Annotated in this window: 16 protein-coding genes and 1 tRNA gene; 14 read left to right on the forward strand and 3 right to left on the reverse strand. The window is 62.3% G+C overall.

Features of this window, described 5'->3' with window-relative positions:
• Positions 1-171: 171 nt before the first annotated feature.
• The 8 genes from F8A90_RS09810 to F8A90_RS09845 all read left to right on the forward strand — a co-directional run bounded on the left by F8A90_RS09810 (position 172) and on the right by F8A90_RS09845 (position 9,654).
• Entirely contained in the window at positions 172-1,020 is an 849-nt protein-coding gene (locus F8A90_RS09810; RefSeq protein WP_200016874.1) for a carbohydrate ABC transporter permease, read from the forward strand.
• The gene (locus F8A90_RS09815) at positions 1,020-1,937 is read left to right on the forward strand and encodes a carbohydrate ABC transporter permease (RefSeq protein WP_200016875.1); all 918 of its coding nucleotides are present in this window, start codon (positions 1,020-1,022) and stop codon (positions 1,935-1,937) included. The genes F8A90_RS09810 and F8A90_RS09815 overlap by 1 nt, the downstream gene beginning before the upstream one ends.
• A gap of 87 nt (positions 1,938-2,024) precedes the next feature.
• Positions 2,025-3,059 (forward strand): ABC transporter ATP-binding protein, encoded by a 1,035-nt coding sequence (locus tag F8A90_RS09820; RefSeq protein WP_200016876.1) that lies wholly within the window; start codon positions 2,025-2,027, stop codon positions 3,057-3,059.
• A gap of 67 nt (positions 3,060-3,126) precedes the next feature.
• Positions 3,127-4,470 (forward strand): MGH1-like glycoside hydrolase domain-containing protein, encoded by a 1,344-nt coding sequence (locus F8A90_RS09825; protein ID WP_200016877.1) that lies wholly within the window; start codon positions 3,127-3,129, stop codon positions 4,468-4,470.
• A complete protein-coding gene (locus tag F8A90_RS09830) occupies positions 4,470-5,768 on the forward strand; it encodes an AGE family epimerase/isomerase (protein ID WP_325096910.1) in 1,299 nt (432 codons plus the stop codon). The genes F8A90_RS09825 and F8A90_RS09830 overlap by 1 nt, the downstream gene beginning before the upstream one ends.
• A 272-nt stretch (positions 5,769-6,040) precedes the next feature.
• Positions 6,041-7,336 (forward strand): DUF3100 domain-containing protein, encoded by a 1,296-nt coding sequence (locus F8A90_RS09835; protein ID WP_200016878.1) that lies wholly within the window; start codon positions 6,041-6,043, stop codon positions 7,334-7,336.
• Positions 7,337-7,446: 110 nt separating this feature from the next.
• The gene (locus tag F8A90_RS09840; protein ID WP_200016879.1) at positions 7,447-8,610 is read left to right on the forward strand and encodes a M20 aminoacylase family protein; all 1,164 of its coding nucleotides are present in this window, start codon (positions 7,447-7,449) and stop codon (positions 8,608-8,610) included.
• Positions 8,611-8,712: 102 nt separating this feature from the next.
• On the forward strand, positions 8,713-9,654 hold the full coding sequence (locus tag F8A90_RS09845; RefSeq protein WP_200016880.1) for an NAD(P)-dependent oxidoreductase: 942 nt from the start codon (positions 8,713-8,715) through the stop codon (positions 9,652-9,654).
• 59 nt (positions 9,655-9,713) lie between these two features.
• On the opposite strand, the gene F8A90_RS09850 is transcribed toward F8A90_RS09845, so the two are convergent.
• Positions 9,714-10,634, reverse strand: a complete 921-nt coding sequence (locus F8A90_RS09850; RefSeq protein ID WP_200016881.1) for a LysR family transcriptional regulator — start codon at positions 10,632-10,634, stop codon at positions 9,714-9,716.
• A gap of 379 nt (positions 10,635-11,013) precedes the next feature.
• Between F8A90_RS09850 and arfB the strand changes: the two genes are divergently transcribed.
• From arfB to F8A90_RS09870, 4 genes are all read left to right on the forward strand, one after another.
• The gene (gene arfB, locus F8A90_RS09855; protein ID WP_043334927.1) at positions 11,014-11,427 is read left to right on the forward strand and encodes an alternative ribosome rescue aminoacyl-tRNA hydrolase ArfB; all 414 of its coding nucleotides are present in this window, start codon (positions 11,014-11,016) and stop codon (positions 11,425-11,427) included.
• Between the two features lie 51 nt (positions 11,428-11,478).
• Entirely contained in the window at positions 11,479-12,186 is a 708-nt protein-coding gene (locus F8A90_RS09860; RefSeq protein ID WP_200016882.1) for an SIMPL domain-containing protein, read from the forward strand.
• Between the two features lie 41 nt (positions 12,187-12,227).
• Entirely contained in the window at positions 12,228-12,530 is a 303-nt protein-coding gene (locus F8A90_RS09865; protein ID WP_200016883.1) for a winged helix-turn-helix domain-containing protein, read from the forward strand.
• Between the two features lie 189 nt (positions 12,531-12,719).
• Entirely contained in the window at positions 12,720-13,022 is a 303-nt protein-coding gene (locus F8A90_RS09870; RefSeq protein ID WP_200016884.1) for a hypothetical protein, read from the forward strand.
• Positions 13,023-13,328: 306 nt separating this feature from the next.
• Here the strand turns inward: F8A90_RS09870 and F8A90_RS09875 are convergent, their stop codons facing one another.
• Both F8A90_RS09875 and F8A90_RS09880 read right to left on the reverse strand, forming a co-directional pair.
• Positions 13,329-13,709 carry a hypothetical protein gene (locus tag F8A90_RS09875; RefSeq protein WP_200016885.1) on the reverse strand — a complete coding sequence of 127 codons (381 nt, stop codon included), beginning with the start codon at positions 13,707-13,709 and terminating at the stop codon, positions 13,329-13,331.
• A 508-nt stretch (positions 13,710-14,217) separates the two neighbouring features.
• Positions 14,218-14,294 (reverse strand) — tRNA-Pro (locus F8A90_RS09880).
• Positions 14,295-14,538: 244 nt separating this feature from the next.
• Here F8A90_RS09880 and F8A90_RS09885 point away from each other — a divergent pair.
• Together F8A90_RS09885 and F8A90_RS09890 are read left to right on the forward strand one after the other, a co-directional pair.
• On the forward strand, positions 14,539-14,808 hold the full coding sequence (locus F8A90_RS09885) for a hypothetical protein (protein ID WP_200016886.1): 270 nt from the start codon (positions 14,539-14,541) through the stop codon (positions 14,806-14,808).
• Between the two features lie 280 nt (positions 14,809-15,088).
• On the forward strand, positions 15,089-16,180 hold the full coding sequence (locus F8A90_RS09890) for a GGDEF domain-containing protein (RefSeq protein ID WP_200016887.1): 1,092 nt from the start codon (positions 15,089-15,091) through the stop codon (positions 16,178-16,180).
• Positions 16,181-16,245 lie beyond the last annotated feature (65 nt).

The following is a 16,245-nucleotide window of genomic DNA, read 5'->3' on the forward strand; positions in this document are numbered from 1 at the left end:
CAAGAACGCCTCACTCGCCACACACGCATCACTCGCAGCACTCGCAACACAGCAGCAGCAACGGCACCCCCCGACGGGTCGCCATGACGGTACGCCAACCCCTGTCATGCCGACCCGGTGCCACCAAACCATTCCGACAAGCCATCACAACAACGCCAAAGGTGAGCAAAGATGAAGCACGATCGCTGGCTACCTTATTACCTGATCGCCCCCAGCCTGCTGTTCATGGGTGCCTTCTTTCTCTATCCGTTCATCCAGATCTTCGCCGAGGCCTTCACCAGCAGTGACGGCGACGTGGGCCTGGCCAACTTCACGCGCATCTATCAGGACTTCAACTTCTGGCCCTCACTCAAGAACACCCTGCTGCTCACCGGGGTCGTGGTGCCGGTCCAGCTGGTGCTGGCCATCGGCATGGCGCTGATGGTCACAAAGATGAACAAGGGGCGCGACAGCATCCTCTACATCTGGACCATCCCGCTGGGCATCTCCGATCTGGCCGCCGGCATCATCTGGCTGGCGATCCTCGAGCAGTTCGGCTTCCTCAATAGCTTCCTGAGCGCGGTCAGCGTGATCGATGCGCCGGCGTCCTGGCTCAACTATCAGAATGCCTTCGCGCTGTTCCTGGCCGTGGTGGTCGCCGAGATCTGGCGCGGTACCGCCATCGTGCTGGTGATCCTGGTATCGGGCATGGGGCTGATCCCCAAGGAATATGACGAGGCCGGTCAGGTGTTCGGCGCCAGCTACTGGCAGCGCCTGTGGAAGATCACCCTGCCGATGCTGCGCCCGAGCATCCAGTCGGCGCTGATCCTGCGCACCCTGCTGGCCCTCGAGGTCTTCGCGGTAGTGATGATGCTGGGCGGCAGTGACATGCCGGTACTGATGAGCGAGACCTTCGACTGGCAGTTCCTCTACCAGCAGACAGGTGCCGCTGCGGCCTACGCGGTGTTGATCATGCTGATCTCGGTGGTCATCACCGGCTGCTACATCAAGTTCCTCAACGTGCCGAAGGAGGCCCGCTGATGAAATCCTCTTCTTCCGAGGCCGTCATGCCGTCATCGCTTTCGTCACGCGCAAGCGCCTCCTCAGCCGATTGCTCACGCCAGGTGGCGCAGACCGCCCACAAGCCACGTCGCAATGACATGGCCTGGAAATGGCTGTTCCGGGCTGGCGTCTCGATCCTGGTGCTGTGGGTGCTGGTGCCCATCGCCCTGCTGATGCTCAACAGCGTCAGCACGCCGGAGCAGATCACCGGCTGGCCCAAGACCCTGACCCCGGCGCTGAGCTTCGAGACCCTCGACTTCTTCTGGCACTACCAGGGCGTGATCAGTGCGCTGGGCAACTCGCTGCTGGCCGCCGCCTTCACCATGGTGATCGCCATCGTGCTCGGCGCACCGGCAGGCTATGCGCTGGCCCGCTTCGTGTTCCCGGGCATGAATGCCTACCGCATGATCATCATCCTGTCGCGGGCCTTCCCGATGCCGCTGCTGGCGCTGCCGCTGGCCGTCATCTTCATCCAGGTCGGCATCGATGACTCCATCCTGGGGCTGGCGATGGTGCACGCCACCCTGGCACTGCCGTTTGCGGTGCTGATCACCTCCAGCCTGTTCATGGGCATTCCGGTGGAACTCGAGGAAGCCGCCTGGCTGATGGGCTGCAACCGCTGGCAGGCCTTCCGCCGCGTGGTGCTGCCGCTGGCCGCCCCGGGCATCACCGCCTCGGCCGTGTTCGCCTTCGTGATCTCGTGGAACGAGGTGTTCGCCTCGGCGATTCTCACCGTCGAGAACCGCACCCTGACCGCCTTCCTGGTGCAGAGCCTTTCCGAGTCACCCGCCGAGATCAAGTATGCCGGTGGTCTGATTCTGGTCGTCCCGGCGCTGCTGTTCCTGTTCGCGATCAGGAAGTACCTGTTCAGCATGTGGGGCATTTCCAACCGCTAGCGTAGGGCCCTTCAACCGGCCAATGCATGACGACGGCTGTCACCTGCCCATCCAGCGCCGTCGCTCACGATTACAAGGAGTCCGACCATGTCAGCCATCCAGATCAGCGCCGTACGCAAGCAGTTCGGCAAGCAGGAAATCCTCAAGTCCATCGATCTCGAGATCCGTGACAAGGAATTCACCGTGCTGCTCGGCCCGTCCGGCTGCGGCAAGTCCACCCTGCTGCGCATCATCGCGGGGCTGGAATACGAGAGCAGCGGCTCGATCCGCATCGGCGAGCGCGAGATCACCTCGCTGGCACCGCGCGATCGTCGCATCGCGATGGTGTTCCAGAACTACGCCGTCTTCCCGCACATGACGGTGGCCGAGAACATCGCCTTCGGCCTGCGCGTGCGCAAGGACAGTGAGGCGCATATCCAGCGCAAGGTGAAGGAAACCGCCGCACTGATGCATATCGAGGACCGCCTCGATCACTACTCCGGTCAGCTCTCCGGCGGTCAGCGACAGCGGGTCGCGGTCGCGCGCGCCCTGGCGATGGAACCGGAAGTGCTGCTGATGGATGAGCCGCTCTCGAATCTGGATGCCCTGCTGCGCCTGGAGATGCGTGCCGAGCTCAAGACCATCCTCGCCGCCTCCGACACCACCACCATCTACGTGACCCACGACCAGGTCGAGGCCATGAGCCTGGCGGATCGCATCGCGGTCATGAAGGGGGGCCAGATCGAGCAGTACGCGTCGCCGTCCGAGATCTACCACTACCCGGCGACCGAATTCGTCGGCAGCTTCATCGGCAATCCACCGATGAATTTCATCCCGCCAGATGCACGCTGGAATCACCCGAGCCGCCCCGAGCAGTCGAGCCAGCAGGTGCACAAGTGCGGTATCCGCCCCGAGGACTTCGAGGTGCGCTTCGAGCCCACCGAGAACTTCGCCCCGGTGCGCGTGCTGGTCTCGGAATTGCTGGGATCGCACAAGCAGCTGACCGCGCGTTTCGGCGACGAGATGATTCGCGTCAACGTGCCGAGCGATCTCGATGTCGGCAATGGCAGCGATATCCACATCCGCCCGCTGGCCGAGAAGGTGCGCTTCTACGACCACAGCGGCCACCTGATGTCGGCATAAGGCACCCCGACCTCTCTCTACCCGACCTTTCAGCCCAGACCTTTCATCCCGAACGGAGCCGACTTACATGAATGCCAAGCTCGACGCGCTCAGCGCTCACGACGTTCTCAAGCTCAACGACCTGGGCGGCTACACCGTGCCCACGCGTGGCCTCTACCCTTTCCAATGGAACTGGGACGCCGCCATCACCGCGCTGGGCTGGCTGGCCGCCGGTGACGAGGCGCGTGCATGGCGTGAGGTCGAGCGCCTGCTGGAAGGTCAGTGGGACAACGGCATGGTGCCGCATATCGTCTTCCACGGTGACGCAGAAACCTACTTCCCGGGGCCGGAAGTCTGGGGTGTCCAGCGCAGCCCGGCGACCAGCGCCATCTCCCAGCCGCCGGTGCTGGCCAGCGTCATGAAGCTGCTGTTCGAACAGGGCCGTGATCGCCGGCTTGCCGAGGAGAAGCTGGCCGCCACCCTGCCCGGCGTCATCCGCTACCACCTGTGGTTCTACCGCGACCGTGATCCGGAACACACCGGCCGCGTCTGCAGCTATCACCCGTGGGAATCGGGCATGGACAACAGCCCCCAGTGGGATGGCCCGCTGGCTGGCGTGCCACCGGTCGATGCCGAATACGTGCGTCGCGATACCGGTCTGGTCGATCCCTCCGAGCGCCCGCACAAGTACGAATATGATCGCTACATCTATCTGGTGAAGTTCTTCCAGCAGAACGCGCACGACGCCGAGGTGCTGTATCGCGACTGCCCGTACCGCGTCGAGGACATCAGCCTGATCTCCATCCTGCACCGTGGTACGCGCGACCTGATCGCGCTGTGCGAAGAGGATGCCGCCGGTCTGGGGCTGGTCAACACCCACGGCGAGGCGCTCTTCAGCCTCAAGCAGTCGCTGGCACGCACCGAGGAAGGCGTGCAGGCGCTGTGGAGCGATGAGCTGGGCTGTTTCCTGAGTCGCGATGCGCGTGCCAACGTGCTGCTGGAGCACGTCACCACCGCCGGCATTCTGCCGCTGTTCGCCGGTGTCGCCAGCACCGCCCAGGCGCAGCGCATGGGCGGGCTGCTCGTGGAATGGCTGGCCCAGGCGCCCTTCGGTGTCGCCTCCACCCATCCGGCCAGCACCCGCTTCGAGCCGAAGCGTTACTGGCGCGGACCGAGCTGGCTGCACATCAACTGGATGCTGGCCATCGGCTGCGAGGAATATGGCATGTCCCGCGAGGCCGACCGGATCAAGCAGGCCAGCCAGCAGTGCATCGAAGCCGCCGGCTACTACGAGTACTTCAACTCGGTGACCGGCGAGGGCTGTGGTGGCCGCGACTTCTCATGGACCGCGGCGATGGATCTCTACTGGCTCAACCCGCTGGAGAGCTTCACCGCCAGCAAGGCGGCAGCCGGCGTCGTGGAGGCTTCCTGATGACTCAGCACGCCTCTTGGCAACAGCCTCAACAACGGTCCCAACACGCCTCTCCACTGGCGCAGGCGCCGCAGAAGGCACCGCTGTCACGCCAGACAGTACCGCCCATGCCGGCAACGTTCGCCAGCCGCGGCTTTCTGGACACGCATATCCGCTCGATCATGGACTTCTATCTGCCCAAGGCGATAGACCATGAGCGAGGTGGCTACTTCCAGGCCTGGCGCGACGACGGCACGGTGTATGCGCCCGCGGCGCGTCATCTGGTCAGCAGCACGCGGATGGTCTTCAACTTCGCGATGGAATATCTGCGCAGCGGTGATGAGCAGTGTCTGGCCGCGACCCGTCACGGCATCGACTACCTGCGCGATGTCCATCTCGATCCGCAGACCGGTGGCTATCTGTGGTCGCTGAGCGAGCAAGGCGAGGCAGACCACACCAACCAGTGCTACGGCCTGGCGTTCGTGATGCTGGCCTATGCGACGGCCTGGCGCGCCGGTATCGAGGAGGCTCGCGGCTGGCTCGAGGAGACCCGCGCGCTGATGGAAGACAGGTTCTGGTCGCCGGAGGCGGGGCTCTATGCCGACGAGGCCAGCGCCGATTGGCAGACGCTGTCCGACTACCGTGGCCAGAATGCCAACATGCATGCCTGTGAAGCCATGCTGGCCGCCTTCGAGGCCACCGACGAGGCGCACTATCTAGAGCGGGCCATGACCCTGGCCAGCAACATCTGCCAGCGTCAGGCCGCCAAGGCCGATGGTCTGATCTGGGAGCACTACGATCGCGACTGGAACGTCGATTGGGACTACAACCGCGACGACCCCAAGAACCTCTATCGCCCCTGGGGCTTCCAGCCGGGGCATCTGACGGAATGGGCCAAGCTGCTGCTGATGCTCAGGCGTCACCGCGATGACGCCTGGCTGCTGCCGACCGCACAGCGCCTGTTCGATACCGCGATGGATCTGGCCTGGGACAGCGAACGTGGCGGCATCTACTACGGCTTCGCGCCGGATGGCACCATCTGCGATGACGACAAGTACTTCTGGGTACAGGCCGAAAGCCTGGTGGCCGCAGCGCTGCTGCACGAGGCCACCGGCGATTCGCACTACGCCGAGTGGTACGAGCGTCTATGGAGCTATACCTGGCAGCACTTCATCGACCACCAGTACGGTGCCTGGTATCGCCTGTTGAATGCCGACAACCAGCGCTTCGATGACCTGAAGAGCTCGCCCGGCGCCAAGTGTGACTATCACAACCTCGGTGCCTGCCATGAACTGTTGCGCGTGATCACGGACGACTGAGCCCTGTCGCACTGCCGACTGCACCACCCGACACCCCGCCCTGTGCGGGGTGTCGTCGTTCGGGGGAGCCTTCACTGCCCGTCATCACGCGCCAGACTGCTCTATTTATTGGTACACCCGCCGTGTTTCTTTAGAACACCGCTCCTGACAATACTGGATTGCGCTGACCACCCCGGCAGAGGGTGGCAGCCGACAGCCTCGGGCATGCCCGGCGCGCTGCATTCCAGACGTTTCAAAAGCTCAAGACACTACAATAACAAGCGGAGTCCCACATGCCCCTCGCTCAACTCCTGGACTGGCGGTTGCACCTGCTGGTCGTGGTGCTGTCTCTCGGCGCCGAACTGATCGGTATCCTCAAGTTCCCGCTCGGCCCCGGCACCTTGCTGCTGTTGCCACTGTTCTATGCCTTCATTGCTGCCGTACTGTGCAATCCGCACCTGTTCAGCGGCACGAAACGGGTCATCCCACCGGTGATCAGCGCGGCGGCAGGGCCGGTCATCCTGCTGTCGATCATGCCGTTCATCGCCCGCTTCGGCTCCACCATCGGCCCGGCGATCGAGCAGCTGATCTCCGCGGGTCCGGCGCTGATCCTGCAGGAGCTGGGCAATCTGGGCACCATGCTGATCGCGATGCCGATCGCGGTCGTGGTGCTCAAGATGGGCCGTGAGGCGATCGGCGCGACCTACTCCATCGCGCGGGAACCCAATATCGCGATCATCTCCGACAAATACGGCCTCAAGGGCCCGGAAGGTGTCGGCGTGATGGGCGTCTATGTGGTGGGCACCATGTTCGGCACCCTGTGGTTCGCGTTGATGGCGGGCTACCTGACCTCACTGGACATCTTCGATCCGCGTGCGCTGGCCATGGCCTGCGGTGTCGGCAGCGGCAGCATGGTGGCGGCGTGTTCCGGCGCCATCGCCGGTGCCCTGCCGGAGATGGGCGAAGAGCTGCTGGCCTTCGCCGGCGCCAGCAACCTGCTGACCTATGCCACCGGCCTCTACGTGTCACTGTTCATCGCCCTGCCGGTCGCCGAGCGCCTGTTCACCTTCTTCAGCCGCAAGCGGGCTGGCGACAATGGCACCATGAATGACGAGGAAGCCAAGCTTGCCTCCGAGGCGCTGGCCGAAGATCGCCCGGAGAACCAGCTGGGCAAGACGGCCCTGGTCGTCGCGGCGGTCTGCGTGGTCGGCTGGGTGGTCAACACCATCAACGGTGCCAGCCTGATCGACGCCGCCCCCGGCATGCTGATCCTCTACGTGATGACCATGCTCGGCCTTGGCGTCGCTCGCCTGATGCCCTTCTATCTGCCGGCGATCGCCTGGGTGTCGCTGGTGAGCATCGTGATGACACTGCCATGGTTCCCGGGCAGCGGCTGGATCACCGAGCAGCTGGGCTTCGTCAACTTCCTCGCCATCGTCACGCCGGTACTCGGCTATGCGGGTCTGGCGCTCAGCAAGCGCGAGTTCAGCATGTTCCGCCAGGCGGGCTGGAAGCTGGTGATCATCTCGCTGCTGGTCTTCACTGGCACCTATATCGGCTCGGCGGTCGTGGCGCAGGCACTGCTCTGATCACACGGGCTTCGGCCCTGCCCTGACCACACGGGCTTCGCACGTTGCTCACCCCTTTTCAACACATTCAAGCCGGCACTCCAGAGTGCCGGTTTCCACAGGAATTCAGCATGCAACTACCCGACAAGATCGACGAGGCACTGCTGCGCAGCTGGCGTCATGAGTTTCATCAGCATCCCGAGACGGCCTTCGAGGAGCACCGCACCTCGGCGCGCGTCGCCGAGATCCTGCGTGCGGCAGGCCTGGAAGTCACCACGGGGCTTGCCGAGACCGGCGTGATCGCGGTGCTCGACGGCAAGCTGGGCAAGGGCCAGACCATCGGACTGCGCGCCGACATGGATGCGCTGGATGTCACCGAGGCCAACGCCGTCTCACATTGCTCGCACACACCGGGCAAGATGCATGCCTGCGGCCATGATGGCCATACCACCATGCTGCTGGGCGCGGCCTGTGAACTGGCGCGCGATCCGGACTTTGCCGGCCGCGTGGTGTTCGTGTTCCAGCCGGCCGAGGAGAACGAAGGCGGCGGCCGGCGCATGGTCGAGGACGGCCTGTTCGAGCGGTTCCCGATGGATGCCATCTATGGCCTGCACAACTGGCCGGGGCTGGCACTCGGCGAGGCGGCGGTACATGAAGAGGCAGTGATGGCGGCTTTCGACGTCTTTACCCTGACGCTGAGTGGTCACGGCTGTCACGCCGCCATGCCGCATCTGGGCAAGGACACCATCCTGGCAGCCTGTCAGCTGGTGACCCAGCTGCAGGGGCTGATCAGCCGCGAGACGCCGGCGCACCAGACCGCGATTCTCAGCATCACCCAGTTCCATGCCGGCGACGCCTTCAACGTGATGCCGGAAGAGGTCGAACTGCGCGGTACCCTGCGCTGCTTCGACCCGGCACTGCGCGCGCATCTGCAGCAGCGCTTCCATGACGCTGTCGATGCCATGGCGACCTTCCACGGTCTCAAGGTCAACTTCGACTATCAGCCGCGCTACCCCGCGACCCGGAATGCTCCTGGCCATGCCGAACGCTGCGCCAGCGTCCTCGAGCAGCTGCCGAGCATCCGAAAGGTCCATCGTGACCTGCCGCCCTCGATGGCCTCGGAAGACTTCGCCTATCTGCTGCAGGAGTGCCCGGGTGCCTATATCTGGCTGGGCAACGGCGAAGACAGCGCCTCGCTGCACAACCCGCACTACGACTTCAATGATGCTGCCACGCCCATCGGCGTCAGCTATTGGACAACGCTCGTACGTCAGCTGTTGAGCATTGGCGGATAGCACTTGACTGGGGTAAAACTCTGACGATCAACCACCACTGATCAAGACCACCATCACTGATCAAGACCACCAGCGACACGGGCCCGGCGAGGAGTGCTCAGCATGAAGATCTGCGTGATTGGCGATGCGCCCATTGGCACCCGGGCCATAAAGGCGCTTGCGCGTGCCGGAGTCGAGGGCGTCATGACAGTGGCAGAGTCCGAGGTGCAAGTCGCGAGCCATTCGTCCTTCAGCGCCGAGGTCTACCTGATGGCGCTGGCCACATCACAACAGGTGCAGAAGGTACTGACGGGCAAGCAAGGCCTGCTGCGCATGGCACCGCCAGGCAGCACCGTGATCGACCTTTCCAGTGGTGATGTCACGCTCAGCCGCGAACTGGCCGTGCAGACACGCCTCGCTGGCCATCACTGGCTGGAAGCGGCCACCAGTCGCAATCCCGCCGATGAAGCGAATGACAGCCTGACGCTGTTGATCGGCAGTGATGAGGCGACAGTGGCGCGCATATCAGCGCTGCTTGACGCCATCAGCACGCAGCATCTGCATGTTGGAGACGCCGGCTGCGGCCATGCCACCGCCCTGGCCAGCGACTATCTGCATGCCGCGCACCTGATCACCACCGCCGAGGCGGTCGCCATGGCCTATCGCGCGGGCGTGACACCTCAGGCGTGCATCGATGCCATCAACCTGGGCGCCGGGCGCAGTGCCGTGAGCGAGGTGAGTTTTCCGCGCTGGGTGCTGCCGGGCCGCTATGACTCTGGGATCTCCACGGGTCAGCTGCGCCGCGACCTGCGCCTGGCGCGCAGCTTCGTCACCACGCTCAACCTGCCGGAAGGCTTGATGAAGGCGGTCTTCGAGCGCTGTCAGCCGCCGGAACTGTGTCCTGCGGACGAGGATGATCTCCATCATCTCTGCGATCGCTGGCTGAGCATGGTGCCCGCCCAGCTTCACCCGTCCGGGTTTTGCGCAACTAGAGTACCCGCGGCCGAAGCTCGCGAAACTCCCGAAACTCTCGAAACTCCCGAAACTACAGCCCCGAGAGCATAAGCCCCGAGAGCATAAACCCCGAAACCACAGCCTCGAGACCATATGCCCCGACATCAGCACTATTCCTGACGCGGGCCACTGAACGCCGTGATCCAGCGTTCGAGATGGCGCAGCAACTGCAGGCTGGCACGCGGCATGCGCCGCCCGACCCGCGTGATGATATGCGCGCGGGCCTGGCGGAAGCTGGCACATTCCACATCCCGCGCGATCAACACGCCCTCCTGAAGCTCACGGGCCGCGGCGAAGGCCGGCAACAACGTGATGCACAGCTCGGAGCGCGCCGCCTGCTTGAGCACCTCCATGGAATTGGTCTGCACCACCATGTGCGGGCGCACCCCTGCCTCACGAAAACCATCGTCCATCAGCTGACGCACGCCGTGGCTCGGCCCCCACAGTGCCATGGGGTGCTGCGCCACTTCCTCGAGCGTCAGCGCATGGGCATCGCTCGCCAGCGGATGTTCCGGCGACATGATGGCCACCAGCGGCTGCGGGCTTGAATGCCAGAAGCGCAACTGGGGATGGACCCGCTCGTGATACATCAGGCCGATATCCGCCTCATCCTCGATCACGCTGTTGATGATGCTCTGCATGCTGCCGGTATCGACCTTGAGCGTGATGCCGGGGTACTGCTTGCGAAAGGCGCGCAGCGGACTGTTGATGATGTCGCCGACGAAGCCTTCGCCGATGGTCAGGCGAATTTCCCCGGTTTCCAGCCGCTGATAGGCATCGAGGCGTTCGCCGAGGTGTTGATCGAGCTTCTCTCGCTGCAGGATGTAATCCAGCAGCATCTCGCCGACCCGCGTCGGCTGGACGCCGTCACGGGTACGCTCGATGAGCGATGCGGCCATGGCCTCTTCCAGCAGACCTATCTGACGACTGACAGCCGAAGGGGCGATGTTCAGACGCGCTGCGGCACGCCGGATGGAGCCGGCTTCGACGGTGACCTGAAAATAGACGAGACGCTGATGCGGGATATCCATGAGGCGCTCTGCAAAGGATGGGAAAGGGGCTACGAAAAGCGGAGAGTCTTCACTCAAGACGCAGCCAGCAGAGTACCCGATATCCGGGCGTCTCGGGCAGCGTGCGGTTGAACTCCCCCTCCCTAAACGCCATGTCAGAATGAATCCTCGCACCGCCCCTTCCTGCCAGTTCTCATGGTCCTCTGCACCGTCAAGTGAAGACCAGGAAGCGAGGAAAAGCGATCAGTGCCGCGAGCCGACCCGATGGAGAGGCAGACGCACGACGCACGACGCACCCGCCATTCTGAAGCCAGTGCGCGAATAGGCTAAGATGGACCATCGCTTCACTGACTGTGCCTGCGTGACATACCACACAGTCCCAAAAACAAGGAGATTCAATATGCTGACCATCTCCAATTCGGTAGCGCTGGCCGACTGGGAAATCGACCTCACCCAGATTCGCGCCCAGGGCAATGGCGGCCAGAACGTCAACAAGGTCGCCTCCGCCGTCCACCTGCGCTTCGATGTGCAGCGCTCGACACTGCCCGGATTCTACAAGGAACGCCTGATGCAGCTGTCGGATCAGCGCATCAGCAAGGAAGGCGTCATCATCATCAAGGCGCAGAGCCATCGTACTCTCGAGCTCAACAAGGAAGATGCGCTGGCACGCCTCAAGGCGATGATTCTGGAGGCAGTCAAGGTACAGAAGGCACGTCGCGCAACCGCGCCCAGCAAGGGCGCCAAGCGTCGCCGCGTCGACAGCAAGACGCGCAAGGGCAAGATAAAGGCCATGCGCGGCAAGGTACAGGACTGACCCCGCCACAGGCGGCGGCCAGCTCACAGCTCACGTCAGGGACGACAATTCATGCGCAACATCATCAGCTCGGCCGTGCTGGGCGGCCTGCTGGCCGTGGGGATGGTCTGGAGTGGCAGCTATCTCAAGCAGGCCGCACAGGTGTGGGAATCTTCCAGCCGCGTAGTGACCGTCAAGGGACTTGCGGAGCGTGAGGTCAAGGCCGATCTGGCCCTCTGGCCGCTGCATTTCAGCGTCAATGCCAATCAGCTGACCGGACTTCACGAAGCGCTGGCCAATGATGAGCGCAAGATTCGCGCCTTTCTCACCGCACAGGGCTTCCCCGCCGACCAGGTCAGCGTGACCTCTCCTCAGGTGACTGACCTCTACGCCAACAGCTACAACGCCCAGCGCCCGGATGAGCGCTATCGCGCCGAAGCCACGGTGCTGGTGCGCTCGCCCAAGGTCGACCTCGTCAAGCGGAGTGCCTCACTGACCGGTGAGCTGGTACGTGAAGGCATCCTGCTCTCGGCTGACTATGCCTATCGCACCGAATTCCTGTTCACGGGACTTGAAGCCATCAAGCCCGACATGATCGCGGCCGCGACCGCGGATGCCCGGCGCGCCGCCCAGCAGTTCGCGGAGGATTCCGGCAGCACGGTCGGCCACATCAAGCATGCCAGCCAGGGCTATTTCTCGATCTCGGATCTCGACAGCTACACCCCCGACATCAAGAAAATCAGAGTCGTAACCACCATCGACTACACCTTGAGCCACTGATCACCTCTCGCCAGCCCCCTTCTTCGCCACATGGAGCCCCCATGACCGACACCCCGCTGAGCAAGACCCAGACGAGCTTCTATCGACGCCTGTTCGTGGCCCACCTCATTGCGCATGACATCGCCAGCGTACCGGCCATCATCGCCGCCACTGGCATGCCGCGGCGTACCGCCCAGGACACCATCACCGCCCTGGGTGAGCTCGAGATCGTCTGTGAATTCCAGCGCGAGGAAGGCCAGCGCAACAATATCGGCCACTACGTGATTCGTGACTGGGGACCGATCAATGCGCAATGGGTGGCCGACAACGCCGAGCGTCTGCAGAAGGCGCTGGGCTATGCGTGAGGGCGCAAGCCTGGCTCGAACAACCAAATTCGGGAAACGACGGTCGAAGAACGAGAGTCGAGAGATGAGGATCGAGAAGTGAAGGGCGAGAGATGACTTACAAGAATCAGCTTTCAAGATTCAGCTCTCAAGAATGAGCTCTCAAGCATGAGACCTGAAGCATGAGACCTGAAGCATGATGGATGCCCCATGACGGCCGAGATTCTGGGCAGTGCCGTTCAGCATGGCGCGATCGCCGTGCTGATCCAGCTGGCGCTATGGCCGCTGTTTGGCGTGTGGTCGGCAGGGGCCATCGCCGTGGCCCTGTTTCTGGGCCGCGAGATTGCTCAGCATGAATACAAGGGCGATGGCCCCAAGGCAGAAAGCTGGGACTACGGCCTGCTGCAACACTGGAATCTGGATTCCTGTCTCGATGTTGCCCTGCCGCTGCTCTGCTGTGTGAGCCTGGCCAGCACGGTCTGGGCACTCAGGCGCTACCTGGCCCGAGCATGATCCTGCGCCCGCCTTGCGACTGAGAGAGTCGCGCACTTCAAGGCGAAAAGTGAACGTCGTCAAAAGTGAAAAGTGAAAAGTGAAAAGTGAAAAACCTGCGCAGTCTTCTCTGAACGGCTCCCCTTCCCCAGCGCTGCGCTCTACCCTTCCTTGCCCTGCGCGTTTTCATGTCTTTGGAGTCTGCCTGGCTGTCTAACCAGCTGTCTCGTTAGCTCTGCGCTTGCCTGCCTCTTGGCCACATCTGGCCTGCTTTTCACCTCAACACTGCGCAACGATATTCACTGAAGAGCGTTGCCTCAAGCATCATCAGCCAACGGCAATGCTGGTGACACTGCGCCGTGCGGCGCCCGACGCAGTGGCGGAAAGCGCTGTGGCGGAAGGCGCAGAGGCTGCGCGACGACGCAGTGGGTGTCGAGCGCGATCCTGCAGGTAGGCCGAGAGCGTTTCCGGGCGAATGCCGGGATGCTGGAAGACGTAATCCTCGGTGATGATCGACAGAAATTCAGCACTGCGTGCACCCGCGACCTCAAACCCGAGAATGAAATGGCGCGACTGAGAGACCTCGAAGCAATAGTTCTCGGCGGCCACGGCGCAGGTCTGCACCACGTAGCCTCCGCCCAGCTGTTCTCTGAGGATGGATCGTTCGGGATTGAAGCGAGATGCCGTGTAAATGTCTATGATTTTCATTATCACCCCCAATATCGACTGGCGCAGTATATACGAAAACTCTAATACTTACATGCTTAGAGAACTCATCCTTCCTGCCGTGGCCTTCGAACCGGCAGTCAATTGATCCAGATCAACTCAAGCAGCAGCGCTTTCAGTACCAGAGGTCAGTGGCATCTGCATGGACCACCGCTCAAGGGATGTCACATGCCGAGTCGCAACGGATCAGAGCACCACTTTGCGCCAGAACTTCAGAACAGAGCTTTAGAAAAGGGACTTCAGATAAGAGCTTTCGCGAGCCCTGCGCTGACTGAAATGAGTCGCCAGGAAGGTGGGCAATACGAACCGAAGACGAAAAACGGGAGGCAGACTGGTTGTCGAGAGAACGGAAATGAGGAGCGGAGAATGGACAGAAGCGTGGAGAATGATGATCGAGAGCAGAGAGTGAGTCGTGATGAGACAGGCATCTTTTCGACATGCAAGAACGCAAAAAGGCCATCCGTTTCCGGATGGCCTTTTCACTTGAATCTGGTCGGGACGACAGGATTCGAACCTGCGACCTCTGCAACCCCATTGCAGCGCGCTACCAAGCTGCGCCACGTCCCGACTGTGTCTGGAAGAGCTTCCCCCTCAAGACGAGACGTAATGTACCGCATTGATCTCAAAAAGAAAAGCAGGAATCTCACATTTCTTTACCTGCGTCGTGATCTGGTATCGCAGTGACGCCTGAATCCACCGTCAGCATTGCAAAATGTCCGGGTGCGACGCATGTTCATGAGGCAGGCATTCATTGCGCACCTTCGAATGCAACGCCCCATGAACGACAATCCTCCAGAGGAGTTCGCGACCGATGATCCAATTCACGCTTACGACCACGCTCAAGGGCGGCACCAGTGTCAGCGGAGACCCCATCAAGATCAGCGCCGACAGCGCCCCTGCCGCGGGCAGCCAGATCACCAAGGGGCAATGGCCGGCACTCGATGCCCTGTCACCCAACTTTCCGGTGACAGTGACGGGAGTCGAAGAGGACGACGATGGCAACACCCTGGTGCGCCTTAAGGAAGCCGACAGCCCTGATGCCAACGACCCCGACAGCTACCGCTACACGCCCTGGAAGTAAGCGGGCGGCGGCGTAGATCAGTGGGAAGACATCAGGGGGTATCGCGCCAGCGTCGAACAGGCAATATATTGCGCATTAGGCGCAATACCGCCTCATGTTATTGCGAACAATGAGAAATAAGGCATTTTCTGACCCTCGCTACGTTAGCATAGGGTTTGCGTACCTTTCGTTGGCTCTGGTGAGCTGTGGCTGATGATGAGGTGGTGTATCATCCAGCCTTTCCCGGTTGGTACCTGGCGTGCACTGACATCCCGATGCCCGAGGTCATATGGTCAGCCCATTGAAATTGATAGTTACCTCCTGGCGTTGGCTGGTCGGCAAGACCGGCTCCGCCCGCGAGATACTCCATCATGGCTTTCTCGTTTCCGCATTCTTCATCGGGTTGATTTCGGCCCTCTTCAATTCCCTGCTGGACCTCACCCTGCCGGCGTACAACATCGTGCTGGTCATCACCAGCGCGTTCATCGCCCTGATGTGGTATCGCTCGCGCTTTCATGGTGAGTTCAAACGCATGGCCTGGCTGTTCTGTGCGCTGGTCACCTTCGTGATGCTGCCCGGCAACTGGCTGTTCAATCATGGCGCGACCGGCCCGACCCTGCTGTTCTACCTGATGGCGTCGGCCTATGTGCTGGCGGTTCTGCCCGCCAATCCCAAACGCCGAGGCATCATCATCATCGGCCTGATGTTCATGCCCTGGGCACTGCTGGCCTTTGAACACGCCAGGCCGGGGCTGGTCAGCGGCTATGCCTCCGAAGGCATGCGTTTTCTCGACATGGGCTTCAGCTACACGCTGGCCTTCGGGCTGCTCAGCGTGGTGATCGCAGGCTACGCCCGACGCATCCATGAAGAGCGCGATATCGCCAATGCCTATGCGGCGCGGCTCGAGCGCCTCAACCTGCTGGATAGCCTGACCGGTCTCTACAATCACCGTGCCATCCACGAACAGGCCGAAGCCTGGATCAGACGTTCGCAAAGTTCCTGTCTGCTGATCTGTGATCTGGATCACTTCAAGATGATCAATGACAACCACGGGCATCCGTATGGCGACAAGGTACTGGAAGAGTTCTCACGCCATGTCAGCCAGCTGACGCAGGAGCTCTCGGGAGAAGCGGGACGCTATGGCGGCGAGGAGTTCATGATCCTGATCCCCGGCACCCTGGCGACGGCTCGCCAGTTCGACAGATGCCTGCGCGAGCGCTGCGAAGCCTCGCCCCTGCTGCATGGCGTGATCCTCTTCAGCACCGGCGCCAGCGAACTGCACGCCGACGACACCCTGTCGAGCTGGGTCAAGCGCAGCGATGACGCCCTCTACCACGCCAAGGAAAATGGCCGAGGCCGCCTCATGGTCGACAAGGACCTGAGCATCATCTGAGCCCCCCAACGACAACGCCCCCGCAAGCAATGCTTGCGGGGGCGTTGTCGTTGGGGCCGGATACG

The sequence above is a fragment of the Cobetia sp. cqz5-12 genome, assembly GCF_016495405.1.
GTDB lineage: Bacteria > Pseudomonadota > Gammaproteobacteria > Pseudomonadales > Halomonadaceae > Cobetia.